Annotated in this window: 15 protein-coding genes; 10 read left to right on the plus strand and 5 right to left on the minus strand. The window is 61.9% G+C overall.

From position 1 onward, the window contains the following. Positions 1-42: 42 nt before the first annotated feature. On the plus strand, positions 43-879 hold the full coding sequence (locus HX823_RS08015) for a 23S rRNA (adenine(2030)-N(6))-methyltransferase RlmJ (protein WP_038844388.1): 837 nt from the start codon (positions 43-45) through the stop codon (positions 877-879). A gap of 177 nt (positions 880-1,056) precedes the next feature. Here the strand turns inward: HX823_RS08015 and msrA are convergent, their stop codons facing one another. The 4 genes from msrA to aceE form a co-directional block, all read right to left on the minus strand. After that, positions 1,057-1,704: a peptide-methionine (S)-S-oxide reductase MsrA gene (gene msrA / locus HX823_RS08020; RefSeq protein ID WP_038844390.1), complete on the minus strand. Its 648-nt coding sequence runs from the start codon at positions 1,702-1,704 to the stop codon at positions 1,057-1,059. 72 nt (positions 1,705-1,776) lie between these two features. After that, entirely contained in the window at positions 1,777-4,470 is a 2,694-nt protein-coding gene (locus HX823_RS08025) for a bifunctional diguanylate cyclase/phosphodiesterase (RefSeq protein WP_177074594.1), read from the minus strand. 305 nt (positions 4,471-4,775) lie between these two features. Further along, positions 4,776-6,419 carry a dihydrolipoyllysine-residue acetyltransferase gene (aceF, locus tag HX823_RS08030; protein WP_177074595.1) on the minus strand — a complete coding sequence of 548 codons (1,644 nt, stop codon included), beginning with the start codon at positions 6,417-6,419 and terminating at the stop codon, positions 4,776-4,778. Positions 6,420-6,430: 11 nt separating this feature from the next. Further along, positions 6,431-9,076 (minus strand): pyruvate dehydrogenase (acetyl-transferring), homodimeric type, encoded by a 2,646-nt coding sequence (gene aceE, locus HX823_RS08035; protein WP_033897804.1) that lies wholly within the window; start codon positions 9,074-9,076, stop codon positions 6,431-6,433. Positions 9,077-9,459: 383 nt separating this feature from the next. On the opposite strand from aceE, the gene glnE reads away from it, so the two are divergent. The 8 genes from glnE to HX823_RS08075 are packed head-to-tail and all read left to right on the plus strand — an operon-like array spanning position 9,460 to position 19,400. After that, positions 9,460-12,399, plus strand: a complete 2,940-nt coding sequence (glnE, locus tag HX823_RS08040) for a bifunctional [glutamate--ammonia ligase]-adenylyl-L-tyrosine phosphorylase/[glutamate--ammonia-ligase] adenylyltransferase (protein ID WP_177074596.1) — start codon at positions 9,460-9,462, stop codon at positions 12,397-12,399. Positions 12,400-12,453: 54 nt separating this feature from the next. Beyond that, entirely contained in the window at positions 12,454-13,488 is a 1,035-nt protein-coding gene (gene waaF, locus HX823_RS08045; protein WP_177074597.1) for a lipopolysaccharide heptosyltransferase II, read from the plus strand. 1 nt (position 13,489) lies between these two features. Beyond that, positions 13,490-14,551 (plus strand): lipopolysaccharide heptosyltransferase I, encoded by a 1,062-nt coding sequence (waaC, locus tag HX823_RS08050; protein ID WP_038844400.1) that lies wholly within the window; start codon positions 13,490-13,492, stop codon positions 14,549-14,551. After that, positions 14,551-15,675, plus strand: coding sequence for a glycosyltransferase family 4 protein (locus HX823_RS08055; RefSeq protein ID WP_177074598.1), 1,125 nt, complete (start codon positions 14,551-14,553; stop codon positions 15,673-15,675). Before waaC ends, HX823_RS08055 begins: the two co-directional genes overlap by 1 nt. Then, entirely contained in the window at positions 15,672-16,478 is an 807-nt protein-coding gene (gene rfaP, locus HX823_RS08060) for a lipopolysaccharide core heptose(I) kinase RfaP (protein WP_177074599.1), read from the plus strand. The genes HX823_RS08055 and rfaP overlap by 4 nt, the downstream gene beginning before the upstream one ends. Beyond that, the gene (locus HX823_RS08065; RefSeq protein ID WP_177074600.1) at positions 16,478-17,212 is read left to right on the plus strand and encodes a lipopolysaccharide kinase InaA family protein; all 735 of its coding nucleotides are present in this window, start codon (positions 16,478-16,480) and stop codon (positions 17,210-17,212) included. Before rfaP ends, HX823_RS08065 begins: the two co-directional genes overlap by 1 nt. Beyond that, positions 17,209-17,961: a lipopolysaccharide kinase InaA family protein gene (locus HX823_RS08070; RefSeq protein WP_177074601.1), complete on the plus strand. Its 753-nt coding sequence runs from the start codon at positions 17,209-17,211 to the stop codon at positions 17,959-17,961. Before HX823_RS08065 ends, HX823_RS08070 begins: the two co-directional genes overlap by 4 nt. After that, the gene (locus HX823_RS08075; protein ID WP_177074602.1) at positions 17,961-19,400 is read left to right on the plus strand and encodes a lipopolysaccharide kinase InaA family protein; all 1,440 of its coding nucleotides are present in this window, start codon (positions 17,961-17,963) and stop codon (positions 19,398-19,400) included. The genes HX823_RS08070 and HX823_RS08075 overlap by 1 nt, the downstream gene beginning before the upstream one ends. A 118-nt stretch (positions 19,401-19,518) precedes the next feature. On the opposite strand, the gene HX823_RS08080 is transcribed toward HX823_RS08075, so the two are convergent. After that, positions 19,519-21,621: a TonB-dependent receptor gene (locus HX823_RS08080; protein ID WP_177074603.1), complete on the minus strand. Its 2,103-nt coding sequence runs from the start codon at positions 21,619-21,621 to the stop codon at positions 19,519-19,521. Between the two features lie 201 nt (positions 21,622-21,822). Between HX823_RS08080 and HX823_RS08085 the strand changes: the two genes are divergently transcribed. After that, positions 21,823-22,179 (plus strand): YceK/YidQ family lipoprotein, encoded by a 357-nt coding sequence (locus HX823_RS08085; RefSeq protein ID WP_038844413.1) that lies wholly within the window; start codon positions 21,823-21,825, stop codon positions 22,177-22,179. The last annotated feature ends 59 nt before the right edge of the window (positions 22,180-22,238 follow it).

Genomic DNA, 22,238 nt, shown 5'->3' on the forward strand with positions numbered 1-22,238 from the left:
CCCGCGTAAAAGGTAAACTTCGCCCCCTGCGCAGGAGCAACCATGAATTATCGTCACGCCTTTCACGCCGGCAACCACGCCGATGTCTTCAAACACCTGACCTTGACCCGCCTCATCGCCCTGATGTCGCGCAAGGAGCAGCCGTTCGCCTACCTCGACACCCACGCCGGGATCGGCCTGTACGACCTGCAGGGCGACCAGGCCAACCGCACGGGTGAATACCTGGAAGGCATTGCGCGCCTGTGGGGCCAAAGTGACCTGCCGCCGTTGACCGCTGATTACATGCGCGTGCTGCACGAGATGAACCCGGACGGCCAGTTGCGTTACTACCCCGGCTCGCCGGAGCTGGCGCGCCGCCTCACGCGGCCTCAGGACCGCGTGTTGCTCAATGAAAAACACCCGGAAGACGGCGTGCTGCTCAAGGACAACATGAAAGGTGATCGTCGGGTGAAGGTGCACCTGGGTGAAGGTTGGCATGTGCCGCGTGCTTTGCTGCCGGTGCCGGAAAAACGCGCGTTGATGCTGATCGACCCGCCGTTCGAAAAACTCGACGAGATGCAACGCTGCGCCGCTTCCCTCAAGGAAGCCGTGAGCCGCATGCGCCAGACCGTCGCCGCCATCTGGTACCCGGTGAAAGACCAGCGCATGTTGCGCCGTTTCTACCAGGACCTGGCCGGCACCGGCGCGCCGAAGTTGCTGCGCGTGGAATTGCTGGTGCATCCGCTGGACACACCCAACACCCTGACGGGCTCAGGCCTGGCGATTGCCAACCCGCCGTGGGGTTTGGAAGAGGAGTTGCGCGAGCTGCTGCCGTGGTTGTCCAAGCAGCTTGGGCAGACTCAGGGCGGGTGGCAGATGGATTGGTTGATCGCTGAATAGTCTGCAGCGTCCGGGCTGTTGTGGTGAGCGAGCTTGCTCGCGCTGGGCTGCGTAGCAGCCCCAAAATCCGTCACTATGGTCTATCTGGAAACCGCAGCGGCCTTGTTGGGGCCGCTGCGCGCCCCAGCGCGAGCAAGCTCGCTCACCACAGGGGATTTGTGTAAGCACAAGATCGGGTCAGATCGGGCAGGTCACACCTGTGCCACCGATGCCGCAATACCCCTGCGGATTCTTCGCCAGGTATTGCTGGTGGTACGCTTCGGCGAAGTACACCGTCGGCGCCTGGTCAATTTCGGTGGTGATGGTGCCCAGGCCAGCCTTGGTCAATTCACCCTGATAAGCCTCGGCACTCGCCTGCGCCGCCGCCAATTGCTCCGGCGTGGTCGCGTAGATCACCGAGCGGTACTGGCTGCCGATGTCGTTGCCCTGGCGCATGCCCTGGGTCGGGTTGTGCAGTTCCCAGAACATCTTAAGCAGGTCTTCGTATTTCACCTTGGCCTGGTCATACACCACCAACACCACTTCGCTGTGGCCGGTCAGGCCTGAGCAGACTTCTTCGTAGGTCGGGTTCGGCGTGTAGCCGCCGGCGTAACCGACCACGGTGCTGACCACGCCATCGCGCTGCCAGAACTTGCGCTCCGCACCCCAGAAGCAGCCCAGGCCGAAGATCGCAAAGCCGACGTCATCCAGGAAGGGGCCGAGCAACGGGTTGCCGTTGACGAAATGCGTTTCCGGCAGGTTCATCGGGGTTTCACGGCCAGGCAGAGCTTGTTCTTGAGTGGGCAGCACGTTTTTGTTCACCAGAATTTCCGAGCGCAAGACCATGATCAGTCCTCTCAGTCAGATTGAGTTGGGTAAGAATTCAGACAGCCAGTGTGCCCGAGTGTTACGGCGCTGTCAGGCGATTGGCCCGCGCGGGTAGCGTTTGAGCATCGCCAGCAGCTCTGCACCGGGGATCGGCCGGTCAAACAGGTAGCCCTGGCCGACATCGCAACGGTGCCGGCGCAGGAACGCCAGTTGTTCGGCGGTCTCGATGCCTTCGGCCACGACCTTGAGCTTGAGGTTGTGGGCCATGGCGATCACGGCCGAGGTGATTTCCATGTCGTCCTGGTTGTCCGGGATTTCGTGGATGAAGCTGCGATCGATCTTGATGATGTCGATGGGGAATTTTTTCAGGTAGCTCAGCGACGAGTAGCCGGTGCCGAAGTCGTCCATGGCCAGGGTCAGGCCAAAGCTTTTCAGTTGATCAAGCTGCAGGCGTGTGTCTTCGGTGGCTTCCAGCAGCAAGCCTTCGGTCAGCTCCAGCTCCAGCAGGTTGGCCGGCAGCTGTTCTTCCTTGAGGATCGCGGCAATCGAGGCTACCAGGTCCGGGTCGGAAAACTGCTTGGGCGACAGGTTGATTGCCACCTGCAAGTTGCCCATGCCGCCGGCGCTCAGTTGCTTGCTCATGCGGCAGGCCTGGCGGGCGATCCATTTGCCGATCGGGATGATCAGGCCGGTCTCTTCCGCCACGCTGATGAATTGGTCGGGGCGGATCATGCCCTTTTCCGGGTGGTTCCAGCGCAGCAGCGCTTCCATACCCAGCAGGCGGCCGCTGCGCAGGCACAGCTTGGGCTGGTAGAACACGTCCAGCTCGTTCTGGGTGAGGGCGCGGCGCAGGTTGTTCTCGACGAACAGCTTATAGCTGGCCTCGGCGTTCAGCGCTTCGGTAAACACCTGGACCTGATGCTTGCCGTTGGCCTTGGCCTTGTGCAAGGCCAGGCCGGCGTTGCGCATCAGGGTCTGCGGGTCGCGCCCATGCAGTGGCGCGCAGGCCAGGCCCACGGAGCCGGTGACGCTGATCAATTGGTTGTCGACGAACATCGGCTTGTCGAGGGTCGCCAACAACTGGCTGGCAACCTGCTGGCCGCTCTCCAGGTCGGTGTCATCGAGCAGCACCGCGAATTCGTTACTGGCAAACCGCGCCAGGCTGCCACCGGCACTCAGGCTGTTGCGCAAACGCCGCGCGAGGCTGATCAGCAGCTTGTCGCCGGTCTGGTGGCCGAGGCTGTCGTTGATGCGCTTGAAGTTGTCGATGTCCACCAGCAACAGGCTGATCGGGCTGTCGCTGTCGCGGGCAAAGCGCTCATCAAGGTTGCGGATGAACGCCGGGCGGTTGCCCAGGTTGGTCAGGTTGTCGGTGTAGGCCAGGCGCTCGATGCGCTGTTGGGCCAGCTTGGTCTGGGTGATGTCTTCGTAGATGCCGATGTAGTGGGTCAACTCGCGGTTGTCGCCGTACACCTTGGAAATCGACAGCTGGCCCCAGTAGGGTTCGAGGTTTTTGCGGCGGCTCTTGAATTCACCCTGCCAGCTGTTGCTCTTGGCCAAGGCTGACGGTGCATCGAACAGCAATTCACTGAGGTTTTCCAGCGCCGGCAACTGGGCCAGACGATGGCCGTGGACCTCTTCGGCGCTGTACTGGGTGATCGCGGTAAAGCTTGGGTTGACGTACTCGACCACGCCGTCGCAATTGACCAGCAGAAAGGCGTTGGCGCTTTGTTCCACGGCGCGCTGGAACAGGTGCAGGGCGCTGGTCGCCGTACGGCGGTTGTGGTTGTTGATGACCTGCGCGAACTGGTCGGCCAGCTCGCCGGCAAAGGCGATTTCGTCAGCCTGCCAGGCGCGGGTGCTGCCGCTTTGTTCCAGGCACAGCACACCCACCACATGGCCGTCGACGCGAATGCTCGCGTCGAGCATGGCGTGGATGTCTTTGTCGCGCAAACTGTCGGCCATTTCCCGGGTGCGAGGGTCGCGCAACGCGTTGGTGGCGTCGATCGCCCGGCTGCTGTGCAAGGCTTCCAGGTAGTCCGGGAAGCAGCTGGCATCGATGGACTCAGGCAGGTGGTGCTGCCCGTCGGCGCGGTGGTAGGCCGAGATCGGCACCAGGCGCTGACCTTCGAGGTTCCAGATACTGGCGCAGTCGATCTGGTAGATATCACAGGCACTGCGAGTGATCAGCTCGGCGGCTTCTTGCAGCGAGTTGTTGGTCGTGTAGCGCTGGCGGGCCAGCAGCAGGATCAGCTCCTGCTGGGCGCGCACCCGTTCCAGATGCTGCAATTGTTCCTGCTGGGCGCGCTGGTTGAGCTCCAGGGCGATCTGCAGGCGGCTGTTCTGGTTCTCCAGGTCGGCTGTCGGGGCTGCAACGGGGACTTCGCTGAACAAGCCGTCGACCACCATCAGGTAGCCGCGCAGCAGGTGACGATTGTGTTGTTTATAGGATTCGCCCATCTCCAGCAGGCTCAGCGGCCCGTCGTTGGTGTGCAGGGTGTAGCGCACCAGGTAATGCGGGCTCTGGGTCAGTTGTTGCTGGATGGCGTCGTGCAGTTGATAACGCGCCTGGGGCTCCATCAGGCTGGCGTAAGGCGTGCCGATCAAGGCACACAGCTCGACCGCCGGCAGGCCGAATTGGCGCTCGCAATTGGGGTCGAGATAAAGGAGGGCCCAGCTTGCCTCATTCAGCCGCTCGAAACGCAGCATACCGAGGCGCGAAGGCACCGGTAACTGCGTCACTACCTCGGCCGCCATACGGGCGACATCGGGTTGGCTTTTCATGGGGGAAACTCACTTGAAATTACGCGCACGGCGCCGGGCTCACGCCCTCTTTTCTGTTGCCTGCGGCAAGGTTGCATCATGCGGCGCGGGCTGACAAGAGAGGATGAAGGCTAAGTGCTATAAGGGGGTTATCGGCCGCGGAGGGGATTTCTACAGTCGGGGTGATGGAAGGTGTACAAGCCTGTTTTTGTTGTCCAATAAATGGGCAAAAAAAGCCCCGCCAAGTGGCGGGGTTGAGGTACGAGCGTGGCGCTCGAAAATCGGTGCAACCAGGCCTCCCGGGTGAACGGGAGGCCTGTTCGTGCTTACAGCAGGATGGTGCGGATGTCGTTCAGCAACTGGCTCAGGCGCTGGGTGAAGCGTGCAGCCGCGGCGCCGTTGATCACACGGTGATCGTAGGACAGCGACAGGGGCAGCATCAGCTTCGGCTGGAACGCTTTACCGTCCCACACAGGCTGGATGGTGGCCTTGGACACGCCCAGGATCGCCACTTCCGGCGCATTGACGATTGGCGTGAAGCCAGTTCCGCCAATGTGACCGAGGCTGGAGATGGTGAAGCACGCGCCCTGCATGTCGTCCGGGGTGAGCTTCTTGTCGCGGGCCTTGGCAGCCAGTGCAGCGGCTTCGGCAGCGAGTTGCAGCAGGCTCTTCTGGTCGACGTTCTTGATGACCGGTACCAGCAGGCCATCCGGGGTGTCGACGGCAAAGCCGATATGCACGTATTTCTTGCGGATGATCGCCTTGCCGCTTGGCGCCAGCGAAGCGTTGAAGTCCGGCAGTTCCTTGAGCAGGTGCGCGCAGGCCTTGAGCAGCAGCGGCAGCACGGTCAGTTTCACGCCGGCTTTTTCGGCCACGGCTTTCTGCGCAACGCGGAAAGCTTCCAGGTCGGTGATGTCGGCCTGGTCGAACTGAGTCACGTGCGGGATGTTCAGCCAGCTGGCGTGCAGACCGGCCGCGCCGATTTGCATCAGGCGGGTCATCGGCACTTCTTCGGTCTCGCCGAAGCGGCTGAAGTCCACGGTACGGATCGGCGGAATGCCCGAACCACCGGTAGCAGCGCCGGCAGCCGGAGCTTCCTTGGCTTTGTGCATCATGGCCTTGACGTAGACCTGCACGTCTTCCTTCAGCACGCGACCGTGAGGGCCGGTGGCCGACACAGCGTTCAGCTCAACGCCGAACTCACGGGCCAGCTGACGCACGGCAGGGCCAGCGTGAACCTTGGCACCGCTTGGCGCAGGCGCGGCAGCAGCAGGCGCTGGAGCTGCCTCGGCTTTTGCAGCAGGCGCAGGCGTAGCAGCAGCCGGTGCAGCTTCAGCCTTGGCGGCGGGAGCGGCGGCCGGAGCGGGCGCAGCAGCCGGTGCAGCGCCTTGTACTTTCAGCTTGAGGATGAAGTCGCCAGTGCCGACTTCGTCTTCCAGCTTGACCGCGATGCTTTCCACCACGCCGGCAGCCGGCGAAGGGATTTCCATGGAGGCCTTGTCGGACTCCAGGGTGATCAGCGACTGGTCGGCTTCGACGGTGTCGCCGACCTTGACCAGCAGCTCGATGATCTTGGCCTTGCCCGACGAACCGATGTCCGGGACGTGAATGTCCTGGACGCTGGCAGCGGCAGGTGCAGCAGCCGGGGCCGGAGCGGCCTCGGCAGCCGGCTTTTCAGCAGCAGGCGCAGGTGCAGCAGCGGCAGCAGGCGCCGCCGCAGGGGCCGCATCAGCGGCACCTTCGATTTCCAGTTCCAGCAGCTCGTCGCCTTCTTTCAGGCGGTCGCCCAGCTTCACTTTCAGGCTCTTGACCACGCCGGCCTTGGGAGCAGGGATTTCCATGCTCGCCTTGTCCGATTCCAGGGTCAGGATGCTCTGGTCGGCTTCGACGGTGTCGCCGACCTTCACAAACAGCTCGATTACTTCACCTTCACCGCTGCCGATGTCAGGTACGCGAATGAGTTCGCTCACAAAAAGTCTCCTCAGCAGTCCAGTGGGTTGCGTTTTTCCGGGTTGATCCCGAACTTGACGATAGCGTCTGCCACCACCTTGGGTTCGATCTCACCACGGTCAGCCAAGGCTTCCAGGGCTGCCAACACCACGAAGTGACGGTCGACTTCGAAGAAGTGACGCAGCTTCTTGCGGCTGTCACTGCGACCGAAACCGTCGGTGCCCAGGACTTTGAATTCCTTGGACGGGACCCACTGGCGAATTTGTTCAGCAAACAGTTTCATGTAGTCGGTCGAAGCGATCACCGGACCTTTACGGCCGTTCAGGCACTCTTCAACGAAGGTGAGCTGTGGCTTCTGGCCAGGGTGCAGGCGGTTGTGACGCTCTACGGCCAGGCCGTCGCGACGCAGTTCGTTGAAGCTGGTCACGCTCCATACGTCGGCGCCGACGTTGAACTCGTCACGCAGGATCTTCGCCGCTTCGCGCACTTCGCGCAGGATGGTGCCGGAGCCCATCAGCTGTACGTGGTGCGCTGCTTCCTTGGTGTCTTCTTCGAGCAGGTACATGCCCTTGATGATGCCTTCTTCCACGCCAGCCGGCATGGCTGGCTGCTGGTAGGACTCGTTCATCACGGTGATGTAGTAGAAAACGTCCTGCTGCTCTTCGGTCATCTTCTTCATGCCGTCCTGGATGATCACCGCCAGCTCATAGCCGTAGGTTGGATCAAAGGTGCGGCAGTTCGGGATGGTGGCAGCCAGGATGTGGCTGTGACCGTCTTCGTGTTGCAGGCCTTCGCCGTTCAGCGTGGTCCGGCCAGCGGTGCCGCCGATCAGGAAGCCACGGGTACGGCTGTCGCCTGCTGCCCACGCCAGGTCGCCAATGCGCTGGAAGCCGAACATCGAGTAGAAGATGTAGAACGGCAGCATCGGCTGGTTGTGGCTGGAGTACGAAGTACCGGCAGCGATGAAGGAGCTCATGGCGCCCGCTTCGTTGATGCCTTCTTCGAGGATCTGGCCCTTCTTGTCTTCCTTGTAGAACATCACCTGGTCTTTATCGACTGGCTCGTAGAGCTGGCCGACGGAGGAGTAGATGCCCAACTGACGGAACATGCCTTCCATACCGAAGGTACGGGCTTCGTCCGGGATGATCGGCACGATGCGCGGGCCGATTTCCTTGTCCTTGACCAGCTGCGCCAGGATGCGCACGAAAGCCATGGTGGTGGAGATTTCACGGTCGCCCGAGCCGTCGAGGATAGCCTTGAGGGTGCTCAGGTCTGGCGTCGGTACGCTGAAACTGTTGGCGCGACGCTGAGGCACGAAACCACCCAGTGCGGCGCGACGTTCGGCCAGGTAGCGGGCTTCGGCGCTGTTCGGCTCCGGCTTGAAGAACGGCAGGTTCTCCAGCTCTTCGTCCTTGACCGGGATGTCGAAGCGGTCGCGGAACAACTTCAGGCTGTCGACATCGACTTTCTTGGTGTTGTGCGCAGTGTTCTTCGCTTCGCCGGCACCGGTGCCATAACCCTTGATGGTCTTGGCCAGGATGACGGTCGGTTGTTCTTTGTGGTTGACCGCTTCGTGATACGCCGCGTAGACCTTGTACGGGTCGTGGCCGCCACGGTTGAGTTTCCAGATCTCGTCGTCGGACAGGTCTGCAACCATTGCCTTGAGTTCAGGCGTGTTGAAGAAGTGTTCACGCACGAACGCGCCGTCTTTGGCTTTGTAGTTCTGGTACTCGCCGTCGATGACTTCGTCCATGCGACGTTGCAGGATGCCGTCGACGTCTTTGGCCAGCAGTGGGTCCCAGAAGCGGCCCCAGATGACTTTGGTCACGTTCCACTGAGCACCGCGGAACACGCCTTCGAGTTCCTGGATGATCTTGCCGTTGCCGCGAACCGGGCCGTCGAGGCGCTGCAGGTTGCAGTTGATGACGAATATCAGGTTGTCCAGCTTCTCGCGGCCAGCCAGGGAGATGGCGCCCAGGGATTCCGGCTCGTCACACTCGCCGTCGCCCAGGAAGCACCAGACTTTCTGCTTGCCTTCAGGGATGAAGCCACGGGCTTCCAGGTACTTCATGAAGCGCGCCTGGTAGATCGCCTGGATTGGGCCCAGACCCATGGAAACGGTCGGGAACTGCCAGAAATCAGGCATCAGCCAAGGGTGCGGGTACGACGACAGGCCGTTACCGTCCACTTCCTGGCGGAAGTTGTTCATGTGTTCTTCGGTGATGCGGCCTTCCATGAACGCACGGGCGTAAACGCCTGGAGAAGTGTGGCCCTGGAAGTAGATCAGGTCGCCGCCGTGTTCGTCGGTCGGGGCCTGGAAGAAGTAGTTGAAGCCGATGTCATACAGGGTTGCGCTGGAAGCGAAGCTGGAGATGTGACCGCCCAGGTCCGAATCTTTCAAGTTCGTGCGCATTACCATCGCCATGGCGTTCCAACGTACCAGCGAGCGAATGCGGCGTTCCATGAACAGGTCGCCAGGCATGCGTGCTTCGTGGGTAACAGGGATGGTGTTGCGGTATGGCGTAGTGATGGCGTAAGGCAGTTGCGAGCCGCTGCGGGTCGCGAGTTCGCCCATACGGGTCATCAGGTAGTGAGCACGGTCTTCGCCTTCTTTGTCGAGAACCGATTCCAGGGCGTCCAGCCATTCCTGGGTTTCGACGGGATCGAGGTCTTGCATGGCTTGCTCCAGGGCGGAAAGGCTACCAGAATCGGTTGCCTGAAGTTTGCGACTGGCCTTGTGGGCAGACGACATAAATTCTTGGATGGCCGAAGGTTGCTTCGGCGTCCTGTAGTTTTACTACAAATCGTCGGCCATTTCAGCCTTTCGAATGTATATACGAGTAGTAAAACTACACAAGACTGAGCGTATGGCTCGGTCTGGCTGGTGAGCATAATCGTTATTGTTGATCTTTTGCGAACAAGAAAAGGTGAATGTTTGATGTTGGCTGCCAAAATGAAATTAATTTCAGCTATTTCTAACCTTTGTTCGACAGTCCTTCATAGAGCGTGGTTCTTGCGTTCACAGCCACACGCCATTTACGCGCCGAACAAGGATAGACCATGAGCCTTCCAACACTCGCCGAACTACCGGCGATTCTCTTGCCAAAAGCCCAGCGGGCCGAGCAGTCATTTCGTGACGCAGTGGCCGCGCTGGACGACGATCATGGACTTTCTGCGTGGACGCCGCAACGGTGGGCCGACTTCGCCCGCGTCTGCGCGGCCAGTGATTTCGTCATTGAACAGAGTGTTCGTGACCCTTTGATGTTGCTCGAACTGGTGGCGTGGGGCGAGCTGGACCGTGGTTTTGCCCCTGGTGAGCTGTGCGGGCAGATTGCTGGCGCCGTGCAACAAGCCGAAACAGAAGATGAGCTGGGCCGTGTGCTGCGTCGCCAACGTACGCGCCAGCAGGTGCGCATCATCTGGCGCGATCTGACCCGTCAGGCGGACCTGGTGCAAACCTGCCGCGACCTCTCCGACATGGCCGACGCCAGCATCGACCAGGCCTACCAATGGCTGTACCAACGCCACTGCGTGCAGTTCGGCACGCCCACCGGCCGGCGCAGCGGCGAGCCGCAGCACATGGTGATCCTGGGCATGGGCAAGCTCGGCGCGGTGGAGCTGAACCTGTCGTCGGATATCGACCTGATCTTCGCCTACCCCGAGGGCGGCGAAACGGTGGGTGTCAAACGCTCCCTGGACAACCAGGAGTTTTTCATCCGCCTGGGTCAAAAACTGATCAAGGCCCTCGACCCGATGACCGTCGACGGCTTTGTGTTCCGTGTCGACATGCGCCTGCGCCCCTACGGTTCGGCCGGCGCGCTGGTGCTCAGCTTCAATGCGCTGGAGCAGTACTATCAGGACCAGGGCCGCGACTGGGAACGCTACGCCATGATCAAGGCGCGGGTTGTTGCCGGCGACCAAGTGGCCGGTGCGCAACTGCTCGACATGCTCCGACCGTTCGTCTACCGCCGCTACCTGGATTTTTCCGCCATCGAGGCGCTGCGCACCATGAAGCAGCTGATCCAGCAGGAAGTGCGGCGCAAGGGCATGGCCGATAACATCAAGCTGGGCTCGGGCGGCATCCGTGAAGTGGAATTCATCGCCCAGGCCTTCCAACTGATCCACGGCGGTCGTGACCTGAGCCTGCAACAGCGCCCGTTGCTCAAAGTGCTCGGTACGCTGGAAGGCCAGGGCTACCTGCCGCCGGCGGTGATCGCCGAATTGCGCAATGGCTACGAATTCCTGCGTTACACCGAACACGCGATCCAGGCGATTGCCGACCGGCAGACGCAAATGCTCCCGGACAGCCCGGAAGACCAGGCGCGTATTGCCTTTATGTTGGGTTTTGCCGACTGGGCCGCCTTCCACGAACGGCTGATGTACTGGCGCGGTCGGGTGGATTGGCATTTCCGCCAGGTGATTGCCGATCCTGACGAAGAAGAGGGCGAAGAAAGCGAGTTGGTGGTGGGCGGTGAGTGGTTGCCGCTGTGGGAAGAATCCCAAGATGAAGAAGCCGCCTGCCGCCAATTGGCCGAGGGCGGCTTCACCGACGCGACCAAGGCGCTCAAGGCGTTGGCCGGTCTGCGCAACAGCCCGCAATTGCGTGCCATGCAGCGTTTGGGGCGTGAGCGGCTGGATGCATTTATTCCGCGCCTGCTTGCCCAAGCGGTGGAACACGCCAACCCGGACCTGGTGCTGGAGCGCGTGCTGCCATTGGTCGAAGCTGTCGCGCGGCGTTCCGCTTATCTGGTGCTGCTCACGGAAAACCCCGACGCCCTGCGTCGCCTGTTGACCCTGTGCGCCGCCAGCCCGTGGATCGCTGAGCAGATCACTCGCTTCCCGCTGTTGCTCGACGAATTGCTCAACGAAGGCCGCCTGTTCAAACCGCCATTGGCGCCTGAGTTGGCCGCCGAGTTGCGCGAGCGTCTGACGCGCATCCCGGAAGACGATCTTGAGCAACAGATGGAAGCCTTGCGTCACTTCAAGCTGGCCCACCGCCTGCGCGTGGCCGCTTCGGAAATCGCTGGCAGCCTGCCGCTGATGAAAGTCAGTGACTACCTCACCTGGCTCGCCGAGGCGATTCTCGAACAAGTGCTGGCCCTGGCCTGGCGCCAGACCGTCGCGCGCCATGGCTCGCCGCAACGGCTGGACGGCACCCTGTGCGATCCTGGGTTTATCATTGTCGGTTATGGGAAAGTCGGCGGGATCGAACTGGGGCATGGTTCGGACCTGGACCTGGTGTTTATTCACGATGGCGATCCGCAGGCGGAAACCGATGGCGCCAAGCCGATTGACGGCGCGCAGTTTTTCACGCGTTTGGGCCAAAGGATCATTCACCTGCTGACCACCCAGACCAACTCCGGCCAGCTGTATGAAGTGGACATGCGCTTGCGGCCTTCCGGCGCGTCCGGTTTGCTGGTGAGCTCGCTGGGGGCGTTTGACCGCTATCAACAAAATGAAGCCTGGACCTGGGAACATCAGGCCTTGATTCGCGCGCGGGTACTGGTGGGCAGCCAGGATGTGGGCCAGGCATTCGAGCAGGTGCGGGCCAAAGTGCTGGGGCAGCAACGCGACCTGGCGAAGCTGCGCCAGGAGGTCAGCGAGATGCGCGCCAAGATGCGTGACAACCTGGGGACCAAGACCACGGCGGCCGGCACCGGCGCCAATGCCTTCGAGGCCACGGCAGTGTTCGACCTCAAGCAGGACGCCGGATGTATCGTCGATATTGAATTTATGGTGCAATACGCGGCTTTGGCGTGGTCTGCGCAACATCCATCGTTGCTGCGCTACACCGACAATATCCGCATTCTGGAAGGCCTGGAGCAGGTGGGCTTGATGCCTGCCGCCGATGCCCATCTACTGCGCGAGGTGTATAAGGCCTACCGTTCCGCCGCGCACCGCCAGGCCTTGCAAAACGAGGCCGGTACGGTGGCCGGGGATCAGTTCGCCGACGAACGGCGCCAGGTAATGCGCATCTGGCAGGCGCTGGGGTTGAGCTGAAACACTATTAGGGCGGGGAGGCATAAGCCTCCCCGCATCGTTTGTGGAAACTACATGAATATTCTGATCGTTGGGCCCAGTTGGGTCGGTGACATGGTGATGGCGCAGACACTGTTCCAGTGCCTGCGTATGCGCTACCCGGACTGCCAGATCGACGTACTTGCCCCTGAGTGGAGCCGGCCGATCCTCGAACGCATGCCGCAAGTGCGCAAGGCCTTGAGCTTCCCGCTCGGCCATGGCGCGCTGGAGCTGGCGACGCGCCGTCGTATCGGTAAATCCCTGGCGGGCGAATACGACCAGGCGATCCTGCTGCCCAATTCGCTCAAGTCGGCGTTGGTGCCGTATTTCGCCGGTATCCCCAAGCGCACCGGTTGGCGTGGCGAATTCCGCTACGTGCTGCTCAATGACGTGCGCACCCTGGACAAAGCCCGCTATCCGCTGATGATCGAGCGCTTCATGGCCCTGGCCTACGAGCCGGGGGCCGAGTTGCCCACGCCGTATCCGCGTCCGAGCTTGCAGATCGATCCAGTGAGCCGTGACGCCGCCCTGGCCAAGTTCGGCCTGGAACTCGACCGTCCAGTCTTGGCGCTGTGCCCCGGCGCCGAGTTTGGCGAGTCCAAGCGCTGGCCGTCGGAGCACTACGCCAAGGTTGCCGAGGCCAAGATCCGCGAAGGCTGGCAGGTCTGGTTGTTCGGTTCGAAGAAAGACCATCCGGTGGGCGAAGACATTCGCCAGCGTCTGATTCCTGGCCTGCGTGAAGAGGCGGTCAACCTCAGTGGTGACACGTCCTTGGCCGAAGCCATCGACCTGCTGTCCTGCGCCGATTCGGTGGTGTCCAACGACTCTGGCCTGATGCACGTCGCTGCCGCGCTGAACCGCCCACTGGTGGCGGTATACGGCTCCACATCGCCGGGCTTCACGCCGCCGTTGGCCGACAAGGTCGAAGTGGTGCGCCTGGGCCTGGAGTGCAGCCCGTGTTTTGATCGCACCTGCCGTTTCGGTCACTACAACTGCATGCGCCAGTTGCTGCCGCAGCCGGTGAACGAAGCCTTGCAGCGATTGCAGGGCTCTGCGGTCGAGGTCCGATAGTTTGCGCGTACTGGTAATCAAGACCTCATCCCTGGGCGACGTGATTCATGCCTTGCCGGCCCTGACCGACGCGGCGCGGGCGATTCCCGGCATCCGATTCGACTGGGTGGTGGAAGAAGGCTTCGCCGAGATTCCCACCTGGCACCCGGCGGTCGATAAGGTGATCCCGGTGGCGATCCGCCGCTGGCGCAAAAATATCTGGCAGACCCTCAAGAGTGGCGAATGGCGGCGCTTCAAGCAGCAAGTCCAGTCGACCAAATATGACCTGGTGATCGACGCCCAGGGACTGCTGAAAAGCGCCTGGCTGACCCGCTACGTGCGTGCGCCCATCGCGGGTTTCGACAAGCATTCCGCGCGCGAGCCGATGGCTGCACGTTTCTATTCTCGTCGCCTCGCCGTGGCGCGCGGGCAGCACGCGGTGGAGCGGCTGCGTCAGCTGTTCGCCGTGGCCCTCGGTTATGACTTGCCCAAAGGCTTGGGCGACTACGGCCTGAGCACTGAAAAACTCCTGGGCCTGCCACCGAAAAAGCCGTTTGTACTGCTGCTGCACGGCACCACCTGGGACACCAAGCACTGGCCCGAAGCCTACTGGCGCGAGCTGGCCGAGCGCATGGGGCGCCTGGGTGTGGATGTGAAGTTGCCCTGGGGCAACGCTGCCGAAAAAGCCCGCGCCGAACGCTTGGCCCAAGGCCTGCAAAACGCCGAGGTGCTGCCCAAATTGAACCTGGCCGGCGTCGCCCGAGTACTGGCCGGCGCCCGCGCCTGCGTAGCGGTGGACACCGGTCTCGGTCACTTGGCCGCCGCGCTGGATGTGCCGACCATTTCCCTGTTCGGCCCGACCAACCCCGGCCTCACCGGCGCCTATGGAAAGGGCCAGATTCACCTGGCCAGCGACTTCCCTTGCGCGCCGTGCCTGCAAAAGCAATGTACCTATCAACCGACGGCCGACGACCTGCGTCGGTTCGACATCAAGCGCGAGTCGCCGCTGTGCTTCACGCGCCTGAACCCTGAGCGTGTGGCAAGCCGACTGAGCACGTTGTTATTGGCTGAGGAGCTGCACTGATGCAACTGGCTTTTGTGCTGTACAAATATTTCCCCTTCGGTGGCCTGCAGCGCGACTTCATGCGCATCGCCCTGGAGTGCCAGCAGCGCGGCCATCAGATTCGTGTCTACACGCTGATCTGGGAAGGCGACATCCCGCCCGGCTTTGAAGTGCTGGTGGCGCCGGTCAAGGCGTTCTTTAACCATCGGCGCAATGAGAAACTCAGCGCCTGGATGGCCGCCGACCTGGCCAAACGCCCGGTGGACCGTCTGATCGGCTTCAACAAAATGCCTGGCCTGGATGTGTATTACGCCGCCGACGGCTGCTTTGAAGACAAGGCGCAGAACCTGCGTCATTCGCTGTACCGCTATTTTGGCCGCTACAAGCATTTCGCCGACTACGAGCGCGCCGTGTTCGCCAAGGAGGCCAAGACCGAAGTCCTGATGATTTCCGAAGTGCAGCAGCCGCTGTTCATCAAGCATTACGACACCCCGCTGCAGCGCTTCCACCTGTTGCCGCCGGGCATTGCCCAGGACCGCCGCGCGCCGCCGAACGCCGCCGAAATCCGTGAAGGGTTCCGTAAGGAGTTCAACCTGGGCGACGACGATTTGCTGCTGGTGCAGATCGGCTCGGGCTTCAAGACCAAGGGCGTCGACCGCAGCCTCAAGGCCGTGGCTGCGTTGCCGGCTGAGCTGAAAAAACGCACGCGCCTGTTTGTAATCGGCCAGGACGACCCCAAGGTATTCCAACTGCAAAGCGCCACGCTGGGGCTGGGGGACAATGTGCAGTTCCTCAAGGGCCGCAGCGATATCCCGCGTTTCCTGCTGGGCGCCGACCTGTTGATCCACCCGGCATACAACGAAAACACCGGCACCGTATTGCTTGAAGCCCTGGTGGCCGGGCTGCCGGTGCTGGTCTCGGCCGTATGTGGTTATGCCCACTACATCGCTGAAGCCGACAGCGGCCTGGTGCTGGATGAGCCGTTTGAACAAGCGCAGCTCAACAGTTACCTGGCGAATATGCTCACTGACACTGCACAGCGCGCGGCCTGGAGCCGCAATGGTTTGGCCTTCGCTGAGACGGCCGACCTTTACAGCATGCCGCAGCACGCTGCGGATGTGATCCTGGCGGAGCCAAAACGATGAAGTTGATTCTTGCCGAACCGTTCAAGACGTTATGGGCCGGGCTTGATGCCTTTGCCGAAGTCGAGAAGCTGCAAGGCGAAGTATTCCGCGAGCTGGCGGCGCGTCGCACCCTGCGTTCCGTGGTGGATGGCCGTCCGTATTTTGTGAAAATCCACCGTGGCATTGGCTGGGCGGAAATCTTCAAGAACCTGATCACTGCCAAGTTGCCGGTGCTAGGCGCTGGCTTGGAGTGGGATGCGATCCACCGCTTGCAGGTCCTGGGCGTTCCGACCATGACCGGCGTGGCCTTCGGCGAAAAAGGCAGCAACCCGGCGGACCAGCACTCGTTCATCATCACTGAAGAGCTGGCGCCAACCCTCAGCCTGGAAGATGTGACCATCAACTGGGTGGCGGAGCCTCCGGCGCCCGCGTTGCGTCATGCGCTCACCCATGAACTGGCGCGCATGGTCGGCGACATGCACCGTGGCGGTGTGAACCACCGCGACTGCTACCTGTGCCATTTCCTGCTGGACACGGCCAAGCCTATCGATGCAAAGAACATCAAGCTGTCGGTGATCGACCTGCACCGCGCCCAACTGCGTGCGCACTTGCCGTTGCGCTGGCGCGACAAGGACCTCTCCGCGCTGTACTACTCGGCGCTGGACATCGGCCTGACCCGCCGCGACAAGCTGCGCTTCCTCAAGGGCTACTTCCGCCAGCCGCTGCGCCAGATCCTGGCCGAGCAATCGGCGTCGTTGAACCTGTTGCAGCGCAAGGCCGACAAGCTTTACGCACGCAAGCAGCGCCTCGGGGATGCAATCTGATGGCGGGCTGGAACCTGGAACCTGCCTACGCCAACCTGGCGGATGATTTTGGAAGCCTCGAAGCGGTGTTCGCCCTGCAGGGCGAGCAACTGACCCGCGACCCGCTGTCGGAAGTGATCCGCGTGGAGCGCGGCGGGGTCAATTACTACGTCAAGCGCTATACCGGCGCCGGCAAGGGCCTGCGGCGTTACCTGGGCAAGCCTCGGGTCAAGTCCGAGTGGCAGAACCTCAAGCGCTTCGCCAAGTGGGGCATTCCCACCGCCGACGTGGTTGCCTGGGGCCTGGAGCGCAAAGGCCTGGCCTACGACCGTGGCGCGATGATCACCCGCGAGCTGCCGAGGACCGAAGACCTTTCGGTGCTCGCCGAGCGCCACGATGCGCGTCTGCGCGACCCCAAGTGGGTCAACGCGGTGAGCCGCCAGCTCGCCGAGTACACGCGCACGATGCACGATCATCGCTTTACCCATAATGATTTGAAGTGGCGCAACCTGCTGATCGATGATCACGCCACCCTGTACCTGATCGATTGCCCCAATGGCGACTTCTGGCGCGGGTTCTGGCTCAAGTACCGCATCACCAAAGACCTGGCCTGCCTGGACAAGGTGGCCAAATATCACCTGTCCGCCACCCAGCGCCTGCGTTTCTACATGCAGTACCGCCAGCACCGGCACCTGAGTGCATCGGACAAAGAGCGGATTCGCCACGTGGTGAAGTTTTTCGAGGGACGCGAATGAGTGATTTCCTGGCGGCTGAAGACCGTGCGCTGCTGGAGCGCCACGGCCTGGCGACGTTCGACGCCTTGTGGGCCAAGCAACTGGACGCGGTGGATGAACCCAATACCAGCCGGGGTGGCTGGAGCAGCGTGTTCCGCCTCGAACTCGACGGCCAGGGTTATTACCTCAAGCGCCAGAGCAATTACCTGACGCGCAGCCTGCACCGTCCCTTTGGCGAGCCGAGTTTTTCCCGCGAATTCCGCAATATCAGCCGGTACCGCAAGCTTGGCATTCCGGCCTTGCAAGCGGCGTTCTACGGCGAGCGTAAAGTTAACGGCGAACACCGCGCCATGTTGCTGACCCGTGCCTTGGACGGCTGGAATGACCTGGATTCGCTGCTGGAGCAGTGGCCTTCATTGAGCGATCTCCAGCACCGCGAGATCTTGCTGGCCTGCGGTCAACTGGCGCGTCGGCTGCACAGCGTCGGCCAGGTGCATGGCTGTTTTTACCCCAAGCATATTTTCCTGCAGGCCACCGGCGACGGTTACGCCGCGCAGTTGATCGACCTGGAAAAAACCCGCCCGCTGCTGTTTGGCTGGCGCGATCGGGTCAAGGATCTGGAGCCGTTGTTGCGTCGCGCACCCCAATGGTCTGATGCGCAGGTGCACCAGTTGTTGGCGGCGTATCTGGAACTGCCTGCGGACAGTTCGTTGGTCGACACCTGGTTCCAGCGCCTGAGCGCCCGCCGTAGCCACAAGGAAAACCGTTGATGCGTTTGTCCGAGCTGAAAACCGCCGGCCGTTCCCCCGACTTGCCCCTGACCCTTGAACTGGCCGATGCGGCGGGCCCCGGCCAGTTGCAATTGCTGAGCCTGTTACGCGTGCTGCCGGGCGAGCGCTACGTAGGCGCTGCCGTGTGGCGTGGGCGCCCGGTGCTGGCCAAACTGTTGGTCGGCAGCAAGGCGGCGAGACATTTTCAACGCGAGCTTACGGGTGTGCGCCTGCTTGCCGAGCAAGGGCTGACCACGCCGTTGCTGCTGGCCGATGGCTTGCAGGAAGGCGAGGGTGGCTGGCTGCTGTTCGAGTTTATTGAAGGCGCCGAAAGCCTGGCTGACGCCTGGCATGCCGTCGAAGGTCTGGCGCCGCTGGCCGACGAGCAAGCCGCCGTGCTTGCCGAAGCGCTGGGCGCGATTGCGCAGATGCACACCCAGGGCCTGTGGCAGGAAGACCTGCACCTGGACAACCTGCTGCGCCAGGACGGCAAACTGTACCTGATCGATGGTGCCGGGATTCGCGTGGAAGAGGCGGGCAAACCGTTGTCGCGCAACCGCGTACTGGAAAACCTCGGCGTGTTTTTCGCCCAGTTGCCGAAGAACCTTGAGCCGTTTACCGAAGAGCTGTTGGTGTATTACCTGCTGGGCAACGGGGAACATGCCTTGCCGTTGGAAGCCCTGGAAAAACAGGTGCGCAAAGTCAGCGCCTGGCGCCTGAAGGACTTTCTCAACAAGGTCGGCCGTGAATGCACGCTGTTCAGCGTGCTGCGCGGGCCGTTTGCCTTGCGTGCCATCCGCCGCGAAGAAGAAGCCGCGTTGCTGCCGGTGCTGGAGCAGGCCGATGCCTTGCTCGACCAGGGCCATCTGTTCAAGACCGGTGGTGCCGCGACGGTGGCCAAGGCTGAAGTGGCCGGTCGTGCGTTGGTGATCAAGCGCTACAACATCAAGGGTTTCGCCCATTGGCTCAAGCGCTTCTGGCGCCCGAGCCGCGCCTGGCATTCCTGGCGCGAAGGCAATCGCCTGGCCTTTCTTGGCATCGCCACGCCCAAGCCGCTGGCCGTGCTGGAAAAGCGTTTTTTCTGGCTGCGCAGCCGTGCGTACCTGGTGACCGAACTCATCACGGGGCCGGACATTATCGAGCGCTTTGCGCCCTACGTTGAACAAGGCGATGCGCCGGAAGATGAACTGCTGGCCCTGGATCACCTGTTTGCCGAACTGATCCGCGAGCGCATCAGCCATGGTGATTTCAAAGGGCACAACCTGTTCTGGGACAGGGACCGCTGGTCGTTGATCGACCTGGACGCCATGCGCCAACACAGCTCCGCCGCGAGCTTCGCCCCGGCGTTTGCCAAGGACCGCGCGCGGTTTATGCGCAACTGGCCGCAGGAGAGCGCGCTGTACAAGCTCATCGATCAGCGCTTGCCCACTCACGTCTGATTGGGCTCAAACGGTGGGAGCGGGCTTGCTCGCGAATTCGCATTGTCAGTGAATACATTTGTTGCTGACCTACCGCATTCGCAGGCAAGCCAGCTCCCACATGAGCTTCGCGGTGGTTTTAGAATTGGTACTCGGCACCAGCACCCGCATACCAGGAGCGCCCCGGCGCGGCTTCGTAATAGCGGTTGTTGCCATCGCCGACGATCACCGAACCGACGTACTGGCGGTCGAGCAGGTTGTCCAGGCGCAGGGTCTGGTGGAAGGTCCAGTGCTCGACTTTCTGCTCGAAGCGCGCGCGCCAGTTGAACACGCTGTAGGCCGGTGCGGCGTGTTGGCTGTTGGTGTCCTCGACATAGACCTTGCTGCGGTACAGGCCTTCGATGGCGGTGCTGACCCAGTCCCGCGGTTTCCAGTTCAGCTCGGCGAACAGCGTGGTTTGCGGCACGCCGGGCAGGTAATTGCCTTTGTCGACGGCAGTGTTGCCGCCGCTGACAAAGTCACTGTCGTAGGTGGCTTGCAGGCGGGTGTAGGCGAGGTTGGTGCTCCAGTGTTCGCTGAGCTGGCTTTCGATGCCCAGTTCGAAGCCGCGGCGCAGGGTGCGGCCGGCGTTCTGGTAAGTCGTACGGCCGCCGCTGGATTGCTGCACCACCAACTCGTCTTCGGTGGTGATCTGGAAGACGGCGGCGTTAATGCGCGTGTCCTGGCCGACGCGTGCTTTCAGGCCGACCTCATATTGCGTACTGACCGAAGGCTTGAGCGCGAAATTGAAACCGTTTGAGCTGCTGGAATAAGCCGATTCAGCTTGCGTCGGGGTTTCAAAGCCTTTGCCTGCGCTGACGTAGCCATGCAAGTCAGGCGTGAACGCGTACATGACGCTGACTGACGGTGTGTTCTTCTGGTAAGTCTTGCTGCCGCTGTCGTTGCCGTCGCTGAGGAAGTGGTCGTCGACCTTCATTTCCATGGTGCTGTGGCGTAGCCCTGCTTGCAGCGTCCAGTCACCCAGTAACCAGTTGGCTTGCACGAATGGGTCAAGGCTGGTGGCGGTGTCGATTTCGTCGCGGCCAAGGGCGCCTTTCACGCCGTGAACGCCAGTGACGGTGTTGGAATAGCCTTGACGATCATCCTGGCTGCGGTCGTAGTCGAGCCCGGCGATCAGGGTCAGGTCGCCCGGGGCGCTGGTGATAGGTTGCAACCAATGGACGGAACCACCGTAGAACTTGCGATCAAACGCCACCACGCCGCCGCGTGCATTGGCGGGGTTATTCACGCCACTGGCAAACTTGTCAGGAATCGACAGGTACTGAATCACACTCCGCCGCCCCGTATACGCATTCACCTGCAACGTCGCATCGCCGAAGTAGCGCTCGTAATTCAGGCCCAATTGCTGATGATCGATGCTTTTGCGCGTGTTGTAGGCCAGCGCATTGGCACTCACCGAGCGCGGATCGGCCTTGTACGCCGCCCAGGTCTGCCCCAGCGGATCCTGCGTGCCGTTCTGTTCAAGGCTGCTGTAGATCAGCGCGAGTTTGCTGTCGTCATCTGGCTGGAAGTTAAGCTTGGCGAAGGTCTGGTCGCGGCGCGCGCTGCTGTGGTCGCGGTAGCCGTTGGTGTCCATGCGTGAGGCGTCGAGCACAAAGCCTGCGCCATTCGCTGCGCCCTCGGCGGTCAGGTGGTTCTTGTTCAAACCGTCGCTGCCCACCAGGGTCTCGGCGCCGATGCGTGGCGGGCCTTCGCCGTCGCGGGAGAACATCTGGATCACGCCGCCGGCGTTGCTGCCATACAGGGTGGCCGCCGGGCCGCGCAGCACTTCGATGCGCTCGGCGGTGTCGAGGTTGAAGGTGGCCGCCTGGCCTTGGCCGTCCGGGGTGCTGGCGGGAATGCCATCGGCAACCAGTTTGATGCCGCGCACACCGAAGGCCGAGCGGGCGCCGAAGCCGCGGGAAGAAATCTGCAGGTCCTGGGCGTAGTTCTGGCGGTTCTGCACCACCAGGCCGGGCACGCGGGACAGGACCTCGGAGGCATTGATGCCCAGTTGGCCGTCGCTGATCTGCTCACGGCTGATGCCGTCGACCGAGTAGGGCAGGTCGAAGGTAGGGCTGGCGCTGCGGGAGCCGGTGACCACGCTGGGGTCCAGGATCAGCGGTACGTCGTCAGCCCGCGCGGCATCACTCAAGGCGAGCAAACCGGGCAGCAACAAGGTGAAGCGGGCGAGGGTTTTCATGGGTCAGCCAGAATCCGTGGCGCGTTGTATAGGAGGTAAACGCGCAAAGGGGCGCGAGTTTAGTGACTTGGGCGAGATTTATCATTTAGGAATCGTCTTACGCTGCACATCGGAGGTGCCACCCTGGGACATCAGCCTTTGCGATGTTAGCGTGGCAGGCCTTGGTAACGACAATGGCCGATGGGTCAAAAGGAAGGGGTCATGAGGATTGGGTCGAAAGTCGTGTGGCTTGTGCTGTGCTGTCTGCTTGCCGGTTGCGGAACCGTCACCACGGTCATGCGTCCCGACGCGGTTGCCAGCCAGAACCTCAAGGATTCGCGCAGCCACTGTGAGAACGTGCCACGTATCTACAGTGGGGTGATCTACAACTTCTGCACACTCAACGGCGAGCCGGCCCCCGACAAAAGCCTGACAAGCAACAGCCTGATTGACCATGGCGGTGCCACGCTGCCCTTCGTTGCCGTGGATTTCATTGCTTCCGGCGTGGTCGATACGCTGGTGTTGCCCTACACCCTTTACCGCCAGAGCAAAGACGGCAGCATCGAGATCTTCCGCTGATCCTTCTTGCCACTCGCCGCTAACAGCTCCCCCCTGCTTTTAAGCTATAATCCCGCCCT

The organism is Pseudomonas sp. P7759 (assembly GCF_013386445.1).
GTDB lineage: Bacteria > Pseudomonadota > Gammaproteobacteria > Pseudomonadales > Pseudomonadaceae > Aquipseudomonas > Aquipseudomonas azotoformans_A.